The organism is Pantoea sp. SGAir0430 (genome assembly GCF_043549295.1).
This window is the reverse complement of the sequence record NZ_CP039427.1, coordinates 1298238-1313556: the sequence shown is the minus strand read 5'-3', so window position 1 is coordinate 1313556 and position 15319 is coordinate 1298238. Positions and strand designations below refer to the sequence as shown.

Sequence of the window (15319 nt, the reverse complement as noted above, 5' to 3'; positions counted from 1 at the left end):
GCACACTGTCTCCCGCCGGATGCCATCAATTTCCGTTGTGCTCTAAAATTAATGCTGCGAATCCGGCAACACTCCACCTTAAAGTGCAGCGATTATCGCGGCTTCCATTTTTTCCGGGGGCGTGAGCGGTGCAAAGCGTTTCAGCGGCTGGCCGTCGCGTCCGATGAGAAACTTGGTGAAATTCCACTTAATCCGTCCGCCCAGCACGCCGGGTAGTTCCGCTTTCAGATAGCGAAATATTGGGTGCGCTGCGCTGCCGTTAACCTCGACTTTGCCGAACATCGGGAAGCTTACCCCGTAATTAACATGACAGGTTTGTGAGATGTCATCAGCGTTTCCCGGTTCCTGCTTACCGAATTGATTGCAGGGATAGCCAAGCACCACCAGACCCTGTGCGGCATATTTCTGATAGAGCGCTTCAAGGCCGGCGTACTGGGGCGTGAAGCCGCAATGACTGGCGGTATTCACCACCAGAACCACTTTGCCAGCGTAGTCGGCCATAGAGATAGGTTGACCGGTCAGGCTGGTGGCCGAAAACTGATAAAAAGGGGGCATGTCAGTGTCCTCAAAACAGCACAGGTTCGATGTTGATGTTGCCACGCGGGCCCAATAGCGGGCTTCATAGCCTGGCGCGCACAGCATAACTTTCTGCGCGCCGTTGTCACAATAACACTGACATCTAATCTTGCAGACAGAGCCTGATCGCCGGCACAAAACTCTGTCTGCCAGTCTCACTCAGACGCCTCTGCCAGCAACGCCGCCTGCACAGCTGGGCGCGCATTGATCCGTGCCATATACGCCAGTAGCGCAGGCCAGCGATTCAGCGTGAGTTTGGACTGGTGTGTTCGCCATCCGGTCAGTCTTCTGTTGCCGCGCAGTCACTGCTGACGACGCTGCGTAAAGAAAGATAAGCCACGGTCCGGAGGTCACTTCATTTGCTGGCTAACCGTCAGTTTCATAATGAAGGGCCTCGCCGCAATCTGTCAGCCGCATGAAAACCGGGAGGTTAATGAAAATCCGTGGCATCCGTGTGTTATGCCATCACGGCGCAATGACCGCCGACATACCAGCCATAGGCATGGTGCGGATCGTATTGATTCTTTTTCCCCGGTGAGCCGGTTCCTGTTTTGCCGTGCACTGTCCAGCCCTTAACGCTGACGTCGTAGCGGGTAATATTATCTGTCATGTCATAGGCATGCTTGTTTACGTGCAGCTCACGGTTAACGACTTTCCTTAAAAAGCCAATCTGCTGAACCGGTGAGATCTGCAGGGATGACATAACCCACACCCCATTCTGACCGGGGGCGCTGACGTCAACGGCGGAAACATCTTCGTTTCCGTAAGCAAACGCCTTTACATAGCCTTCAAAGCGATGTTGCCCAATCTTTTTAACAACCTGCTGCGAATACCAGAAGACCGAATATTTTAGCCACGCCGTAGGATCGATTTTATTCATCCAGTTTTTACCGCCCCAGTCCGGGTATCCTTGTTGGTAATCCCAGGCGGGTTCCTTTTCATTTTTCAGCACGCCGGCATCAAATCCCATCAGGCTAATGGCTATTTTAAAGGTGGATGCGGGTGTGACTTCTCTACTGCAGTCGTTGCCACTCTCCAGCAGGACTTTGCCTGATTCAGCGTCAACAATCAGGGTGCACAGGTTTTTGGCGAATGCCTGCTGTGAAAATAATATCGCAGCAACAGAGGCCATAACGGCCAGACGGGTTTTCATTGATGATTGAATCCAAAGTTAAATGCTAACGTAATTTACAACATGAGAAAGGGCACTGAACGCGGTCAGGCCGTGCATCAAGAGACTGGTCACGCCACATCCCTTTATTATCTGCAAATTATCGCGTCCGGTGTGCTTATTAATAACCCTGAGCAGGGGTAAATAAAAACGATTTAATCTGCGCCTGTTTTTTAGGAAAACTAAACGATGCGAAACCGCATTTCCGCGAGACAAGCGGTCCGAAACGACACTATTGCGGTCTGCATACCTGCGGCGTTTTTCGTCTCGACGGCGATATAAGCGGTAATTAATGGATTGTAGTCCTGCGCCTACATAACCGGTAAGCACATCCGATGGTCAGAGATATTAATACGTGACAAGCTTATCCGCAGTTCACGGCAATCCTCTGCCAGGCATAATGAGAATGTATTTTCAGGAGTGGTTATGCAGCCGGTTAAACGTTGGCAACGCGATGTCTGTCATTTAAATACCCGGGCGTTAACCTGGGTGGCGGCGGGCGCATTTTGCGCGGGCTGCTGGTTATTGATCAGCGTGCTGGTGCTAACCCTGTAACGCGTAGCCAGTGCGAAGAGAATTAGCGCCAGCCGGAAGGGAAGCCGCACCAGGGCGTCAGGGATGAAATTTTTGTAGTGGTTGGGGGCGCGTTGCCCCCTTTTTTTTGCCTGCAGACAGGGGTAATGCAATGCGCAGCCCGTGCGATTACGGCCCGAGACGCAGCGTTTCGGCGCGTTTTGCTGTCTCGTAAACGTATTGCAGCATCGGTTCTAAATCGGCATCCGGTCCGGCGCTGATAATTTTGCCGCGCAGCCATTCAATTTCACTGGTGATATCAGGATGAAAGATGGTGTTGTTTTGCGCGTTGCGTAACCACTTCAGCAAAAAGTTATTTTTCCCGCGTACGCCGCCGGACTTCTTGCTGTTCACATAGAGTTTTAACGCAACCAGAATGCAGTAATAGAAATGGACGCGCTGACTATAATTCTGCAACATCTCTTGGCTCTTCATCTGCCGTTTTTCACGCCCGCCAGTGTGCATTGATGTGAAAAGCAGGTCAAACACAATTGGCCGCGCGCCTGTCACAATTGCGAGCGCAACCAACATTTTAAGAATTTCTTTAGCAGCAGATAAATTGTGCCCGTCAGCAGCTGGATGCTTTACCGGGCAGAATAGCCTGTGATTATTTGTTAATAATCACAAAAAAGCACAGCCGTATCTGATAATTAGATAGATCCGATTCTCTAAATGAATTTCCCCTCCGCATCGCCATCTGCAACTCTGTTCTCCGCGCTGGCCACCCTTGCGTTTTACCGGCCGGTGAAATTTTTATTTGCATCAACATGGCTGTCATAAACAGGAGGTGAATTATGACAAAACCTGCTCTGGCGTTCGCTGCGGCCTTACTGGCGCTCAATGCCACCGCATCCATTGCGGCTCAGCCGCATCACGTTTATACCAATAAAGATTTCTATAAAAATGGCGTCTTCCAGAAAGAGGTGGCGAAAGATGCAATAGCGCAACTGCTCGCCTCTTATGGTCATACGCTGACGCCGGCCATGCGCCAGCAGCTGTGGGTCAATGATTTCGGGCTGGGCGATTATCAGCATGTTGGCCTGGCCAGCATCACCTGGGTCAATAATCTGGATTACGGTTATTACGCTATGACCATGTATCTGCTGCCGAACCAGATGATTCCGGAGCATCGACACATGCCGATTAGCGCGCCGCCGGCACGTCCGGCAAAACATGAATCATGGCGCGTTCTCGATGGCTGGGTATATAACTTCTCAGAAATTGGCGCCGCATCAGCGGATATTCCGCCGACGCCGAAAAGTTTTGGTCCGGTGCAAAGCCACAATGTCGTCATTCAGCATCAGGGCGAAACGCTGTCGCTGAAAAAACTGGAGAGCTATCATTTCCTGATGGCCAACAGTAAAGGGGCGATTGTGGATGAATATGGCAACTGGCAGGATCGCCGCGGCTGGTTCAGCTCCAATCCTAAAGTCGCCCCTACGCCGTAAACCGTGCCCTGCGAGAGATAGTCGATGTGATTTCCCTGTAGCCACCGGAGGCGTTCGCGCCTCCTTTTTAATTAATGGCCTTTACCGGGATGCGCAGAGAGCCGCTCAGCCGCGGCGATTTACCCGGTGCAGACGAATACCACGCTGTTTCATCTCCTCAACGGCAGCACAGAGGCAATCGTCATCGGTGATCACGCCGTCCAGCTGCTGCAGCTTACACACGGAATACACGCTGTAACGACCATATTTGCTGCTGTCAGCCACCAGATAACGCTGCGCTGAGGCGGCCAGCACCGCCTGATTCACCAGCAAGGTGTCTTCGTCGGGTGTCGAGAGGCCGTGCGTGACATCCCACGCGCTGGCGCTGAGGAAGGCAAGATCAATATTGAACGCGGCAAGGGCGGTCGCCGCCATGGCACCCACGCTGGCAATATGCCGTTTATCGACTTTGCCACCCGTATGAAATAGCGTGATGTGGCTGTGACGCATCAGCCAGGCGGCAATCGTAAAGTCGTTAGTCAGCACGGTGAGACTTGCCTGATCGCCTAACGCACGCGCAATTTCATAGCTGGTGGTACCGGCATCGAGGTAGACCACCTGGCCATCCTCTACCAGTGACGCAGCATAACGGCCAAGGCTTTGTTTGGCGTGCACGTTCAGCTGTGCCTTCTCCACATACGGCAATGCCTGATGGACCACGGCAGGCAACCTGGCACCGCCGTGTATGCCGACCACCAGGCCGGCGTCCTGCAGGAATTTAATATCGCGGCGGATGGTCATCGCCGACACCGCCATCAGCGTGGCCAGTTCGTGAATGGTGGCCGATCGTTTCGCAAACAGGTAGCGATAAATAGCGTCTTTTCGGTCTTCGGGCAGCATGATGAACTCAGGGTAAAAAGTGACGTTTTGCCTGCCGTGCCACGCGTGCATAGCGTCCGGTACGGCAGCTTCGCTATGATAGCTCATCTAAAGTTGAATAAGATTCAACGAGGCAATGAGTCAGGAGACACGAAAATGCCCGCCCTGCAACGTAATGAACTGGCCGATCTGAATGTTTTTCTGCTGATTTGCCGGCGCAAGAGCTTCCGCCTCGCCGCGCTGGAACTGGGGGTCACCACGTCGGCCATCAGCCACACGTTGCGCAGTCTTGAAGCGCGTCTTGGCGTACGCCTGCTCAACCGCACCAGCCGGGCGGTGGTGCCGACGGACGCCGGTGCCGCTTTTTTGCGCCATCTGGAAACCGGCTTTGCGCAGATTGAGCTGGCGCTGAACGATCTGCACCTGTACCGCGAATCACCCAGCGGCCGTCTGCGGCTGAACATCCCGCGTGATGCCGGGCAGCTGCTGTTTCGGCCGATCCTGGCGCGCTTTATGGCGACCTATCCGGAGCTCAGTCTGGAAATTACGGTGGATAACAATCTGGTGGATATCATCGGCAGCGGCTATGACGCCGGGATTCGCTACGGCGCCAGCGTACCGAAAGATATGATCGCCATGCCGCTGACGCCCAAACTGCGCTGGATCGTGGTGGCGTCACCCGATTACCTGCGCGACGCGCCGCCGCTGCAGCATCCGGACGATCTGCGCAACCATCGCTGTATTCGCATGCGCCTTGGCAATGGCACGCTGTATAAGTGGCCGCTGGCGCAGGGCAAGGTGGCGTATGAGGTCGATGTGCCGGGCACGCTGACGCTCAATGAGAGCGACATGATTATTGATGCGGTCGCCGGCGGTTACGGTCTCGGCTACTGCCCGGAGCGCTACGTACAGGCGCAGCTGGCGAGCGGGCAGTTGGTGCGCGTGCTGACGGACTGGTGCAGCGAAGATGAACCGCTGGTGATGTATTACCCCGACCGTCGCCAGCTGCACCCGGGTTTACGCCGGCTGATTGAGATGATCCGCGCCGAAACGATGCGCTAACGCTGGACGCGTGCGGCGTAAATAATAAACGTCACCACGCCAAAAATTTCCAGCTCCTCCTCTTCACGCAGCCGGATGGGCTGATAGCGCGGATTCATCGGCATCAGCTGTACGCAGGGATGTGTCTGCAGCCGCTTGACGGTGAACTCGCCGTTAATGGCGGCGATCACGATGTCGTCGTGCCGGGCATTGAGTGAGCTGTCGACCACCAGCAGGTCGCCTTCGCGGATATTGGCATCGCGCATCGAGTCGCCTTCGACACGCACAAAATAGGTGGCGCTCGGGCGAGTCACCAGCAGCTCATTGAGATCAATCTGGCGCTCAATGTAGTCCTGAGCGGGCGAGGGGAAACCGCCGTGCACCGCGTCAAGGAATAGCGGGCGGGAGCGCGAAGGCGGTGAAAGCTGTGGCAAAAAGAAACGCGTCATAGCGAATATTCCATAGATACTGTTTTTATATACAGTATCAGGCGGTTTTTGCTATGATCAAGTCTGCCCGCGGTAAAAAAAGCGAAGCGTATGAAAAACAGCAGAATTCAGTTTTTTGCCGCGCAAACCGCTGAAAAGTGCACTCTTCGCTAAGCACTCTGTGCGCCCGTCTGGCGAAACTTCAATTGTTGTCTACACTTAATGTTGCCGATGTTCGTAGTGCGGTTGCAGTGTTGATGAAAATTTCGTTTAGTTCTGGAGCGTTACCCTTTCGATTCCCGTGTTTACGGAAAAACCTCCTCACTTCCTGCCTGCCTGCGAACAGACTGCCCGTTTACGTTCAGATACAGGAGGAGACGTGACCCCTGCGGTTAATGAGAACAGCACCCTGCCGTCGCTAAGTGGCGGACTTTACGCCTTCTTTTTTGATGTTGACGGCACGCTGGCCGCGCTTCAGTCGCAGCCCGAGTCGGTTTCCATCCCCGCATCGGTGCGCCAGCATCTGCAACAAATTTCTAATTTAAGTCACGGCGCGCTGGCGCTGGTTTCCGGCCGTCCGATCAGCCAGCTGGATGAGCTGGTCGCGCCGCTGGAAGCCCCGGCAGCGGGCGTGCACGGCGCTGAGCGCCGCGATGCCAGCGGACATCTGCATCGTCAGTCGCTGCCCGATGAGGTGGCGCAAACGCTGCAGGTTGAACTGCAGCAGACGCTTGACCAGTGGCCCGGTACGCTGCTGGAAGTGAAAGGCATGGCCTTTGCGCTGCACTACCGCAACGCGCCAGAATATGAAAACGCCATCATGCAGCTGGCCGAAGAGGCGGTAACCCGCTTTCCGGCGCTGGCGCTGCAGCCAGGTAAATGTGTGGTGGAACTGAAACCGCAGGGCATCGATAAAGGTGCTGCGGTACGCGAATTTATGCAGGAAGCGCCATTTACCGGTCGCATTCCGGTATTTGTGGGCGACGATCTGACCGATGAGAAAGGCTTTCTTGCAGTCAATGCCATGCACGGCATCTCGGTCAAGGTCGGTGAAGGTCCAAGCCAGGCGCGCTATCGTCTGCCCGATGTGGCAGCGGTCTGGCACTGGCTGGAACAACTATTATTACAACTAGAACATGACAACGTCGGTAAGGAGTTTAGGTTATGAGTCGTTTAGTCGTCGTATCTAACCGTATCGCTATTCCTGATGGAAGCAAAACCAACGCAGGCGGTCTCGCCGTCGGCATTCTGGATGCGCTGCAGACCACCGGAGGATTGTGGTTTGGCTGGAACGGAGAGATCAGTGAGTTTTCCGGTGAAGAAGATGAGGAACTTACCCAGATCGAACAAGACGGCATTACCTATGCCTCATTCCCCCTCAATCAAAACGATTACGATCAGTACTACTGCCAGTTTTCTAACACGGTGATCTGGCCCGCGTTCCATTATCGTCTCGATCTGGTGCAGTACCAGCGTGAAGCCTGGGAAGGCTACTGCCGCGTGAATACCCTGCTGGCGCAGCGGCTGAAACCGCTGATCAAGCCGGACGATATCCTGTGGATCCACGATTACCACCTGCTGCCGTTTGCCGCTGAACTGCGTAAACAGGGCATCAATAACCGAATCGGATTCTTTCTGCATATCCCGTTCCCGACGCCGGAAATTTTCAATGCGCTGCCGCCGCATCAGGAACTGCTGGAAATGCTGTGTGAATACGATCTGCTGGGTTTCCAGACAGAATCCGATCGCGTGGCGTTTCTCGACAGCCTGAGCCAGCTGACGCAGCTGCAGAATAAAGGCGAGAAGAAGCATCGCGCCTTTGGCAATACCTTTATGACCGAGGTTTACCCTATCGGTATCGAGCCGGACAGCATTAAAGAGATGGCGGAAGGGCCGCTGCCACCGAAGATGGCCGCGATGAAGCGTGAGCTGGGCGATTTGCAGAATATTATCGCCTGTGAGCGTCTCGACTATTCCAAAGGCTTGCCGGAGCGTTTCCTTGCCTATGAAGCGCTGCTGGAAAACTTCCCGCAGCATCGCGGCAAAATCCGTTACTCACAGATTGCGCCGACCTCGCGCGGCGACGTGCAGGCCTATCAGGATATTCGTCACCAGCTGGAGACGGAAGCGGGGCGCATTAACGGTAAATACGGCACGCTGGGCTGGACGCCGCTCTATTATCTCAACCAGCATTTTGACCGCCGTCTGCTGATGAAGATTTTCCGCCTGACCGACGTGGGGCTGGTTACGCCGCTGCGTGACGGCATGAACCTGGTGGCGAAAGAGTATGTCGCGGCGCAGGATCCGGACGATCCGGGCGTGCTGGTGCTGTCGCGCTTTGCCGGAGCGGCTAACGAGCTGACTTCTGCGCTGATCGTCAACCCGTACGATCGTGATGACGTGGCAGCGGCGCTGGACCGCGCGCTGACCATGCCGCGCACCGAGCGTATCTCGCGCTATAACGACATGATGGCCGTACTGCGTAAGCAGGACATTTCGCACTGGCGCGAAAGCTTCCTGAAAGATCTGAACACGCTGCCGGCACGCAGCGCCAGCCATGGTAGCGATAACAAGGTCGCGACGTTTCAGAAGCTGGCGTAATTAGCCCCGCAAGGCGCGATTTTCCCCTCAGGCAATGCCTCTCCCGTACGCGGGAGAGGTATCCGTCAGACGACGCAGGCAGGACCGTGCTGCGTAGCGTTTTCACGCGATACTCTTACCGGATGAAATCGATTTCATTTTGTTAAGCGCTAACCCGCTGACCCGGCACCAAAAAACGCACGAATTGGTTAAAATTAAGCCAGTTAAGCACTGAAACGCTGAATTTTTTCTTCCGACCCTAAAGATTTGGCTGGCCAGGCCGATAGTTCTAATACATCAGTGTGTTAGTTAGTCAATTCATTCATATTGCTAATGTAACGTGCTGTTACATCCCTTGTGACTCGCTAAACCCTCCCTACAAACTCTTTACACACCACAAGCGCGCTGCATCCACTCTTCACGCTTCGCTAGCACAGCGCCATTAGTCCTGCATGGCAATATTCCCTGTAAGTGATTAATTTAAAAGCGAATAATTACAGCGATTTTTGGTGTTTTATGCTGCCTTTTTGGTTTATTTTGGGGTCTTGTCTTTGCCTAAAGCCAACGTGGCAGATAAAAGATCGTCCCATGGCGGCGATCTGCGACACACTTCAAAATTCAGACTTTTCCTGTGAAATATTAGCGAAACGTTTCAAAATCGCTCAAAAAAAGAACAACAGAAAAGCATTACTGAAGCTTCACTTGAAAAATTTGCCTTAAAAGTGTGACACAGATCACACTTTATCTAAAATTTCATACCAATCACGTTGTATGTCGAAATCAGACGATATAGATTTGCCTTGTTTTCGGATTAGTCTTAAAAAACTGTAAGCAGACGTCACGGAAGATGGTTACAACTCAAGAAAAGATTGGCCTGGAGTTTTGACTACTACTGATCAATATCCCGGTGGGAAGTGAAACAGTTCAGTACGCGTTGGCTTATGCCTGATTATTTTTTGCCATCTTTAGATTTACCAACCAGCAACCCGAACCATAGAACACTTAATTCTGTGGCCGTATATATGTCGCGTCTATCAGGATGGAAAAAAATGGGTACATCAGAATTACTAAAACACATATATGACATCAATCTGTCATATTTATTGCTTGCACAGCGTTTGATAAACCAGGAAAAAGCTTCAGCAATGTTTCGTTTAGGTATCGATGAGCCAATGGCGGATGCATTGCAGCAATTGACTTTACCTGAGATGGTAAAATTAGCGGAAACCAATCAACTGGTTTGCCAGTTCCGCTTTACCGATCACAATCTTATTAACCGTTTAACGCAGGAATCACGTGTGGATGATTTGCAGCAAATCCACACCGGTATTTTATTATCCAGCCGTTTATTGCGCAGCGCATCGAAAGACGATGCCTCTGCTAAAAAGAGGGCGGTATAATGACCGAAAAAAGTATCGTTCAGGAAGCGCGTGATATTCAGCTGGCAATGGAGCTGATTACATTGGGCGCACGACTGCAGATGCTGGAAAGTGAAACCCAGCTGAGCCGCGGTCGCCTGATTAAACTGTACAAAGAGCTGCGTGGTGCACCACCACCGAAAGGCATGCTGCCATTCTCTACCGACTGGTTCATGACCTGGGAACAAAATATTCATGCGTCGATGTTCTGCAACGCCTGGCAGTTTCTGCTGAAAACCCGGCTGAGCAGTGGCGTAGAGGCGGTTATCAAAGCGTATCGCCTGTATCTTGAGCAGTGTCCGCAATCGGACGAGGGCCCGCTGTTGGCGCTGACCCGCGCCTGGACCCTGGTGCGATTTGTTGAAAGTGGCATGCTGGAATTGTCTGACTGTAAATGCTGTGGCGGAAGCTTCATCAACCACGCGCATCAGCCGCCGGGCAGCTTTGTTTGCAGCCTGTGCCAGCCGCCATCACGTGCCGTAAAAAGACGTAAACTTTCTGCAGATTCTGCCGATACCTTTCCACAACTGCTGGATGAACAGGTTAAACGCGCCGTTTAAGTTTGTTCGCATCGTGGAAAGCATCCAGCAGCGGTTAATACCGCTGCTTTTTTTTTGCCCACACCCTGCGAATAACACCTGCGGCTCTCTGGCTTAACTTCCACCAACACGTTACGGACGTAAGGATGTTTTTGTGCTGATTATTGTGGGTTATATCGTAGTCCTCGGTTCCGTGCTGGGCGGTTACATGATGGTAGGCGGCCATCTGGGCGCGCTTTACCAGCCGTCGGAGTTGCTGATTATTGGCGGCGCCGGCATTGGTGCGTTTCTGGTGGGCAACAACGGCAAATCGATTAAAAAGACGCTAAAAGCGCTGCCTTTGTTAATGCGCGGCTCAAAATATAACAAAGCCGTATACATGGATTTAATGGCGCTGCTGTATCGCCTGATGGCGAAATCACGTCAGCAGGGCATGCTGTCGCTGGAACGCGATATTGAAGATCCCAGCCAGAGCGAAATTTTCGCTAACTATCCGCGTATTTTGTCCGATAAACCTTTAGTGGATTTTATTACCGACTATTTACGGCTGATGGTGAGCGGAAATATGAATGCTTTCGAGATCGAAGCCCTGATGGATGAAGAGATCGAAACCTATGAACACGAGTGCGAAGTACCAGCACAAAGCTTAGCGGCAGTCGGTGATGGCCTGCCGGCGTTTGGTATCGTCGCCGCGGTAATGGGCGTGGTGCACGCGCTGGCCTCCGCGGACCGCCCGGCGGCAGAACTGGGCGCGCTGATTGCGCACGCCATGGTGGGAACCTTCCTCGGTATTCTGCTGGCTTACGGCTTCATTTCGCCGCTGGCATCCGTGCTGCGCCAGAAGTGCGCGGAAACCACCAAGATGATGCAGTGCGTCAAAGTCACGCTGCTCTCCAGCCTGAACGGTTATGCGCCGCAGATCGCCGTCGAGTTTGGTCGTAAAACCCTGTATTCCACCGAGCGTCCGTCCTTTACCGAGCTGGAAGAGCACGTGCGTAACGCGAAAAACCCGGCTAAGCAGACTTCGGATACGCCTTCATGAAGCACGGTAATCGCCCGATTGTGCTGGTCAAACGGCGCAAACATAAAAAGCATGAAGGCAGCCATGGCTCATGGAAGATTGCCTATGCCGACTTTATGACGGCGATGATGGCGTTCTTCATGGTGATGTGGCTGATCTCGATCGCCAATCCGCAGGAGCTGGTGCAGATTGCCGAATATTTTAAAACGCCGCTCAAGGTCGCCCTGACCGGCGGTCAGCGTAGCAGCGACAGCGAAAGTCCGATTCCCGGCGGCGGCGATGATCCGACGCAGAAGAAAGGCGAAGTGCAAAAACAGGTCGATATGGATGCGCAAAAGCGCCAGCTCGATGACATTCGCCTGAACCGGCTGCGTGAAAAACTCGACCAGCTGATTGAGGCCGATCCACGCCTGAAAGCGCTGCGTCCGCATCTGATCATCAACATGGTGGAAGAGGGGCTGCGCATTCAGATTATCGATAGCCAGAACCGCCCGATGTTTAAAACCGGCAGCGCCGAAGTGGAGCCGTACATGCGCGATATCCTGCGCGCCATTGCGCCGCTGCTGAATGATATTCCTAACAAAATCAGTTTGTCCGGCCATACCGATGACTTCCAGTACGCCAGCGGCGATCGCGGCTACAGCAACTGGGAACTGTCGGCGGATCGTGCCAATGCCTCACGCCGTGAGCTGGTGGCGGGCGGGCTGGACGGCGGCAAAATGCTGCGCGTGGTCGGCATGGCCGACACCATGAAACTGAAAAACCGCGGCGCCAACGACGCGGTGAACCGTCGTATCAGCCTGCTGGTGTTGAACCATGACACCGAAGCGGCGATTGAAAAAGAGAATGCCGAGAGCGATGCCGTTCAGGTGAGTGACCCGGCGCAGATTTTACCTAGCATTACCGCACCGGCTGGTCCGGCGGCGCCAACTGCCCCCACGGGTTCTACCGCAGCACCGGCCACACCGGCAGCCGCGGCGAATCCGCCGGCAGCGGCACCGCCCGCCGCCAGCGCGGTGACACCAGACCAACCCTCACAGCCGAGGTGATCCCGTGAGCATGGACATCAGCGATTTTTACCAGACGTTTTTTGATGAAGCCGATGAGCTGTTAGCGGATATGGAGCAACACCTGTTGGGACTGGATCCCCAGGAGCCCGATTCCGAGCAGTTGAATGCCATCTTCCGCGCCGCCCACTCCATTAAGGGCGGAGCCGGTACGTTTGGCTTTACGGTTTTACAGGAAACCACCCACATCCTGGAAAACATTCTGGATGGTGCGCGCCGTGGCGAAATGCAGCTCAGCACCGACATCATCAACCTGTTTTTGGAAACCAAAGATATTATGCAGGAACAGCTCGATGCCTATAAAACCGCGCAGGAGCCAAACGCAGAAAGCTTTAACTACATCTGTGAAGCCCTGCGCCAGCTGGCGCTGGAAGCCAAAGGAATAGCCCCGCAAGCCGCCGCACCGGTGGTAGCGCTCGCCGACGTGGCAGCACCTGCCGCGCCCGCCAGCAGCGGCCTGCGCCTGCAGCTGATCAATCTGAAAGAGAAAGAGCCGGATCTGCTGCTGGAAGAGCTGGGCAACCTCGGCACCCTGACCGATGTGGTGAAAGGTGCCAGCTCGCTGGAAGCCACCATCGACGGTGTCGGCAAAGACGATATCGTGGCGGTGCTGTGTTTCGTGATTGATGAAGCGCAGATTCAGTTCCCGCAGGACGCCGCACCCGCCGCCGTTACCGCCGCACCCGCCGCCGTTGCCGCCGCGCCAGTCGCAGAGGCCGAAGCCGCAGCGCCGGTGCAGCAAACGGCGACCGTCACCGACATTACTCCGGCGGTGAAGCGTGAGAGCAAGCGTGCCGCCGCGCCCGCCAAAAGCAGCGAATCCAGCAGTATTCGCGTGGCGGTGGAAAAAGTTGACCAGCTGATCAACCTGGTCGGCGAGCTGGTGATTACCCAGTCGATGCTGGCGCAGCGCTCCGGTGCGCTGGATCCGGTGGCACATGGTGACCTGCTCAACAGCATGGGTCAGCTGGAGCGTAACGCCCGCGACCTGCAGGAATCGGTGATGTCGATTCGTATGATGCCGATGGAGTACGTGTTCAGCCGCTTCCCGCGTCTGGTGCGCGATCTGGCCAGCAAGCTGGGCAAAGAGGTTGAACTGACGCTGCTCGGCAGCTCAACCGAACTGGATAAGAGCCTGATTGAACGCATCATCGATCCGTTAACGCACCTGGTGCGTAACAGCCTCGACCACGGCATCGAAACGCCGGAAAAACGGCTGGCCGCCAGCAAAACGGCGGTCGGCAATCTGACGCTGTCCGCGGAACATCAGGGCGGCAACATCTGCATTGAAGTGATCGATGACGGTGCCGGCCTCAATCGTGAACGTATCCTGGCGAAAGCGCTCTCGTCCGGCCTGCCGGTCAGCGACAGCATGAGCGATGAAGAAGTCGGCATGCTGATCTTCGCGCCAGGCTTCTCGACCGCCGAGCAGGTGACCGACGTATCAGGCCGCGGCGTCGGCATGGACGTGGTGAAACGTAATATCCAGGAGATGGGCGGTCACGTCGAAATCTCCTCGAAGCAGGGCAAAGGCACCACCATTCGCATTCTGCTGCCGCTGACGCTGGCGATCCTCGACGGGATGTCGGTGCGCGTGGCAGACGAAGTGTTCATTCTGCCGCTGAACGCGGTGATGGAGTCACTGCAGCCCACGGCTGAAGAGCTGAAACCGCTGGCCGGTGGCGAGCGCGTACTGGAAGTGCGCGGCGAGTACCTGCCGCTGGTTGAGCTGTGGAACGTGTTTGACGTGCAGAACGCCAAAACCGACGCCACGCAGGGCATCGTAGTGATCCTGCAGAGCGCAGGACGTCGCTATGCGCTGCTGGTTGATCAGCTGATTGGTCAGCATCAGGTGGTGGTGAAGAACCTGGAAAGCAACTACCGCAAAGTGCCGGGCATTTCCGCCGCCACCATCCTCGGCGATGGCAGCGTTGCGCTGATTGTCGACGTATCGGCACTGCAATCATTGAACCGTGAGAAGCGTGTGGCCGGTGCCGCAGCGTAACAGATAACGAAAGGGTAAAAAAATGACTGACATGGCAACCGTGACGAAAATCGCCGGCGAAACCGTCGGCCAGGAGTTCCTGGTTTTCACCCTCGGTGACGAAGAGTACGGCATCGATATCCTTAAAGTGCAGGAGATTCGTGGTTACGATCAGGTAACGCGTATCGCTAACACGCCGGAGTTCATCAAGGGCGTGACTAACCTGCGTGGCGTGATTGTGCCGATTATCGACCTGCGCGTGAAGTTCTCGCAGCCGGACGTGGAGTACAACGAAAACACCGTGGTGATCGTGCTGAATCTTGAGCATCGCGTGGTCGGCATCGTGGTGGATGGCGTGTCTGACGTGCTGTCGCTGACGCAGGATCAGATCCGTCCGGCACCGGAATTTGCCGTCACCATGTCGACTGAGTACCTCACCGGTCTCGGTGCGCTGGGCGAGCGTATGCTGATTCTGGTCGACATCGAAAAACTGCTGAGCAGTGAAGAGATGGCGCTGGTAGATACGCTGCGTAGCGCATAATCGTTCGCAGAGAGTCACGGGTCGCTGATGCGGCCCGTGACTATTACATCCTTTATTAAACCGTTATAAATCAA

15 protein-coding genes and 1 pseudogene are annotated in these 15319 nt (G+C 54.6%); 10 read left to right on the top strand and 6 right to left on the bottom strand.

Going from position 1 to position 15319, the window contains the following annotated elements:
• Positions 1 to 78 precede the first annotated feature (78 nt).
• The 4 genes and pseudogenes from E7738_RS06290 to E7738_RS06275 form a co-directional block, all read right to left on the bottom strand.
• Entirely contained in the window at positions 79 to 555 is a 477-nt protein-coding gene (locus E7738_RS06290; protein ID WP_394516334.1) for a glutathione peroxidase, read from the bottom strand.
• A 176-nt stretch (positions 556 to 731) separates the two neighbouring features.
• Positions 732 to 830, bottom strand: a pseudogene (locus tag E7738_RS06285) (glutathione transferase GstA); the annotation flags it as partial.
• Positions 831 to 1033: 203 nt separating this feature from the next.
• Positions 1034 to 1729 (bottom strand): penicillin-binding transpeptidase domain-containing protein, encoded by a 696-nt coding sequence (locus E7738_RS06280; protein ID WP_264248472.1) that lies wholly within the window; start codon positions 1727 to 1729, stop codon positions 1034 to 1036.
• 720 nt (positions 1730 to 2449) lie between these two features.
• Positions 2450 to 2740 carry a hypothetical protein gene (locus E7738_RS06275; protein WP_031279201.1) on the bottom strand — a complete coding sequence of 97 codons (291 nt, stop codon included), beginning with the start codon at positions 2738 to 2740 and terminating at the stop codon, positions 2450 to 2452.
• Positions 2741 to 3114: 374 nt separating this feature from the next.
• Between E7738_RS06275 and E7738_RS06270 the strand changes: the two genes are divergently transcribed.
• Entirely contained in the window at positions 3115 to 3768 is a 654-nt protein-coding gene (locus E7738_RS06270; RefSeq protein ID WP_058776238.1) for a cupin domain-containing protein, read from the top strand.
• Between the two features lie 105 nt (positions 3769 to 3873).
• Here E7738_RS06270 and E7738_RS06265 read toward each other — a convergent pair whose 3' ends face one another.
• Positions 3874 to 4647, bottom strand: coding sequence for a DeoR/GlpR family DNA-binding transcription regulator (locus tag E7738_RS06265; protein WP_394516211.1), 774 nt, complete (start codon positions 4645 to 4647; stop codon positions 3874 to 3876).
• 135 nt (positions 4648 to 4782) lie between these two features.
• Here E7738_RS06265 and E7738_RS06260 point away from each other — a divergent pair, with 135 nt between their 5' ends.
• Positions 4783 to 5688 carry a LysR family transcriptional regulator gene (locus E7738_RS06260; protein ID WP_058769675.1) on the top strand — a complete coding sequence of 302 codons (906 nt, stop codon included), beginning with the start codon at positions 4783 to 4785 and terminating at the stop codon, positions 5686 to 5688.
• Here E7738_RS06260 and umuD read toward each other — a convergent pair.
• Positions 5685 to 6116: a translesion error-prone DNA polymerase V autoproteolytic subunit gene (umuD, locus tag E7738_RS06255; protein ID WP_021506286.1), complete on the bottom strand. Its 432-nt coding sequence runs from the start codon at positions 6114 to 6116 to the stop codon at positions 5685 to 5687. The genes E7738_RS06260 and umuD overlap by 4 nt on opposite strands.
• A gap of 358 nt (positions 6117 to 6474) precedes the next feature.
• Here umuD and otsB point away from each other — a divergent pair, with 358 nt between their 5' ends.
• The 8 genes from otsB to cheW all read left to right on the top strand — a co-directional run bounded on the left by otsB (position 6475) and on the right by cheW (position 15245).
• Positions 6475 to 7263, top strand: coding sequence for a trehalose-phosphatase (otsB, locus tag E7738_RS06250; protein WP_021506285.1), 789 nt, complete (start codon positions 6475 to 6477; stop codon positions 7261 to 7263).
• The gene (gene otsA, locus E7738_RS06245; RefSeq protein ID WP_058785634.1) at positions 7260 to 8696 is read left to right on the top strand and encodes an alpha,alpha-trehalose-phosphate synthase; all 1437 of its coding nucleotides are present in this window, start codon (positions 7260 to 7262) and stop codon (positions 8694 to 8696) included. The genes otsB and otsA overlap by 4 nt, the downstream gene beginning before the upstream one ends.
• Before the next feature lie 1028 nt (positions 8697 to 9724).
• On the top strand, positions 9725 to 10075 hold the full coding sequence (gene flhD, locus E7738_RS06240; RefSeq protein WP_058769677.1) for a flagellar transcriptional regulator FlhD: 351 nt from the start codon (positions 9725 to 9727) through the stop codon (positions 10073 to 10075).
• Positions 10075 to 10653 carry a flagellar transcriptional regulator FlhC gene (gene flhC / locus E7738_RS06235; RefSeq protein WP_021506282.1) on the top strand — a complete coding sequence of 193 codons (579 nt, stop codon included), beginning with the start codon at positions 10075 to 10077 and terminating at the stop codon, positions 10651 to 10653. Before flhD ends, flhC begins: the two co-directional genes overlap by 1 nt.
• A gap of 133 nt (positions 10654 to 10786) precedes the next feature.
• Entirely contained in the window at positions 10787 to 11674 is an 888-nt protein-coding gene (gene motA / locus E7738_RS06230) for a flagellar motor stator protein MotA (RefSeq protein ID WP_021506281.1), read from the top strand.
• A complete protein-coding gene (gene motB / locus E7738_RS06225; protein ID WP_021506280.1) occupies positions 11671 to 12702 on the top strand; it encodes a flagellar motor protein MotB in 1032 nt (343 codons plus the stop codon). Before motA ends, motB begins: the two co-directional genes overlap by 4 nt.
• Positions 12703 to 12712: 10 nt before the next feature.
• Positions 12713 to 14725, top strand: a complete 2013-nt coding sequence (gene cheA / locus E7738_RS06220) for a chemotaxis protein CheA (protein WP_394516333.1) — start codon at positions 12713 to 12715, stop codon at positions 14723 to 14725.
• A gap of 22 nt (positions 14726 to 14747) precedes the next feature.
• A complete protein-coding gene (gene cheW / locus E7738_RS06215) occupies positions 14748 to 15245 on the top strand; it encodes a chemotaxis protein CheW (protein WP_021506278.1) in 498 nt (165 codons plus the stop codon).
• The last annotated feature ends 74 nt before the right edge of the window (positions 15246 to 15319 follow it).

What these genes read in the sequence shown, in the direction of transcription:
- E7738_RS06290 (WP_394516334.1), bottom strand. Translation starts at nt 555, where the DNA reads ATGCCCCCTTTTTATCAGTTTTCGGCCACCAGCCTGACCGGTCAACCT.
- E7738_RS06280 (WP_264248472.1), bottom strand. Translation starts at nt 1,729, where the DNA reads ATGAAAACCCGTCTGGCCGTTATGGCCTCTGTTGCTGCGATATTATTT.
- E7738_RS06275 (WP_031279201.1), bottom strand. Translation starts at nt 2,740, where the DNA reads ATGTTGCAGAATTATAGTCAGCGCGTCCATTTCTATTACTGCATTCTG.
- E7738_RS06270 (WP_058776238.1), top strand. Translation starts at nt 3,115, where the DNA reads ATGACAAAACCTGCTCTGGCGTTCGCTGCGGCCTTACTGGCGCTCAAT.
- E7738_RS06265 (WP_394516211.1), bottom strand. Translation starts at nt 4,647, where the DNA reads ATGCTGCCCGAAGACCGAAAAGACGCTATTTATCGCTACCTGTTTGCG.
- E7738_RS06260 (WP_058769675.1), top strand. Translation starts at nt 4,783, where the DNA reads ATGCCCGCCCTGCAACGTAATGAACTGGCCGATCTGAATGTTTTTCTG.
- umuD (WP_021506286.1), bottom strand. Translation starts at nt 6,116, where the DNA reads ATGACGCGTTTCTTTTTGCCACAGCTTTCACCGCCTTCGCGCTCCCGC.
- otsA (WP_058785634.1), top strand. Translation starts at nt 7,260, where the DNA reads ATGAGTCGTTTAGTCGTCGTATCTAACCGTATCGCTATTCCTGATGGA.
- flhD (WP_058769677.1), top strand. Translation starts at nt 9,725, where the DNA reads ATGGGTACATCAGAATTACTAAAACACATATATGACATCAATCTGTCA.
- flhC (WP_021506282.1), top strand. Translation starts at nt 10,075, where the DNA reads ATGACCGAAAAAAGTATCGTTCAGGAAGCGCGTGATATTCAGCTGGCA.
- motB (WP_021506280.1), top strand. Translation starts at nt 11,671, where the DNA reads ATGAAGCACGGTAATCGCCCGATTGTGCTGGTCAAACGGCGCAAACAT.
- cheA (WP_394516333.1), top strand. Translation starts at nt 12,713, where the DNA reads ATGGACATCAGCGATTTTTACCAGACGTTTTTTGATGAAGCCGATGAG.
- cheW (WP_021506278.1), top strand. Translation starts at nt 14,748, where the DNA reads ATGACTGACATGGCAACCGTGACGAAAATCGCCGGCGAAACCGTCGGC.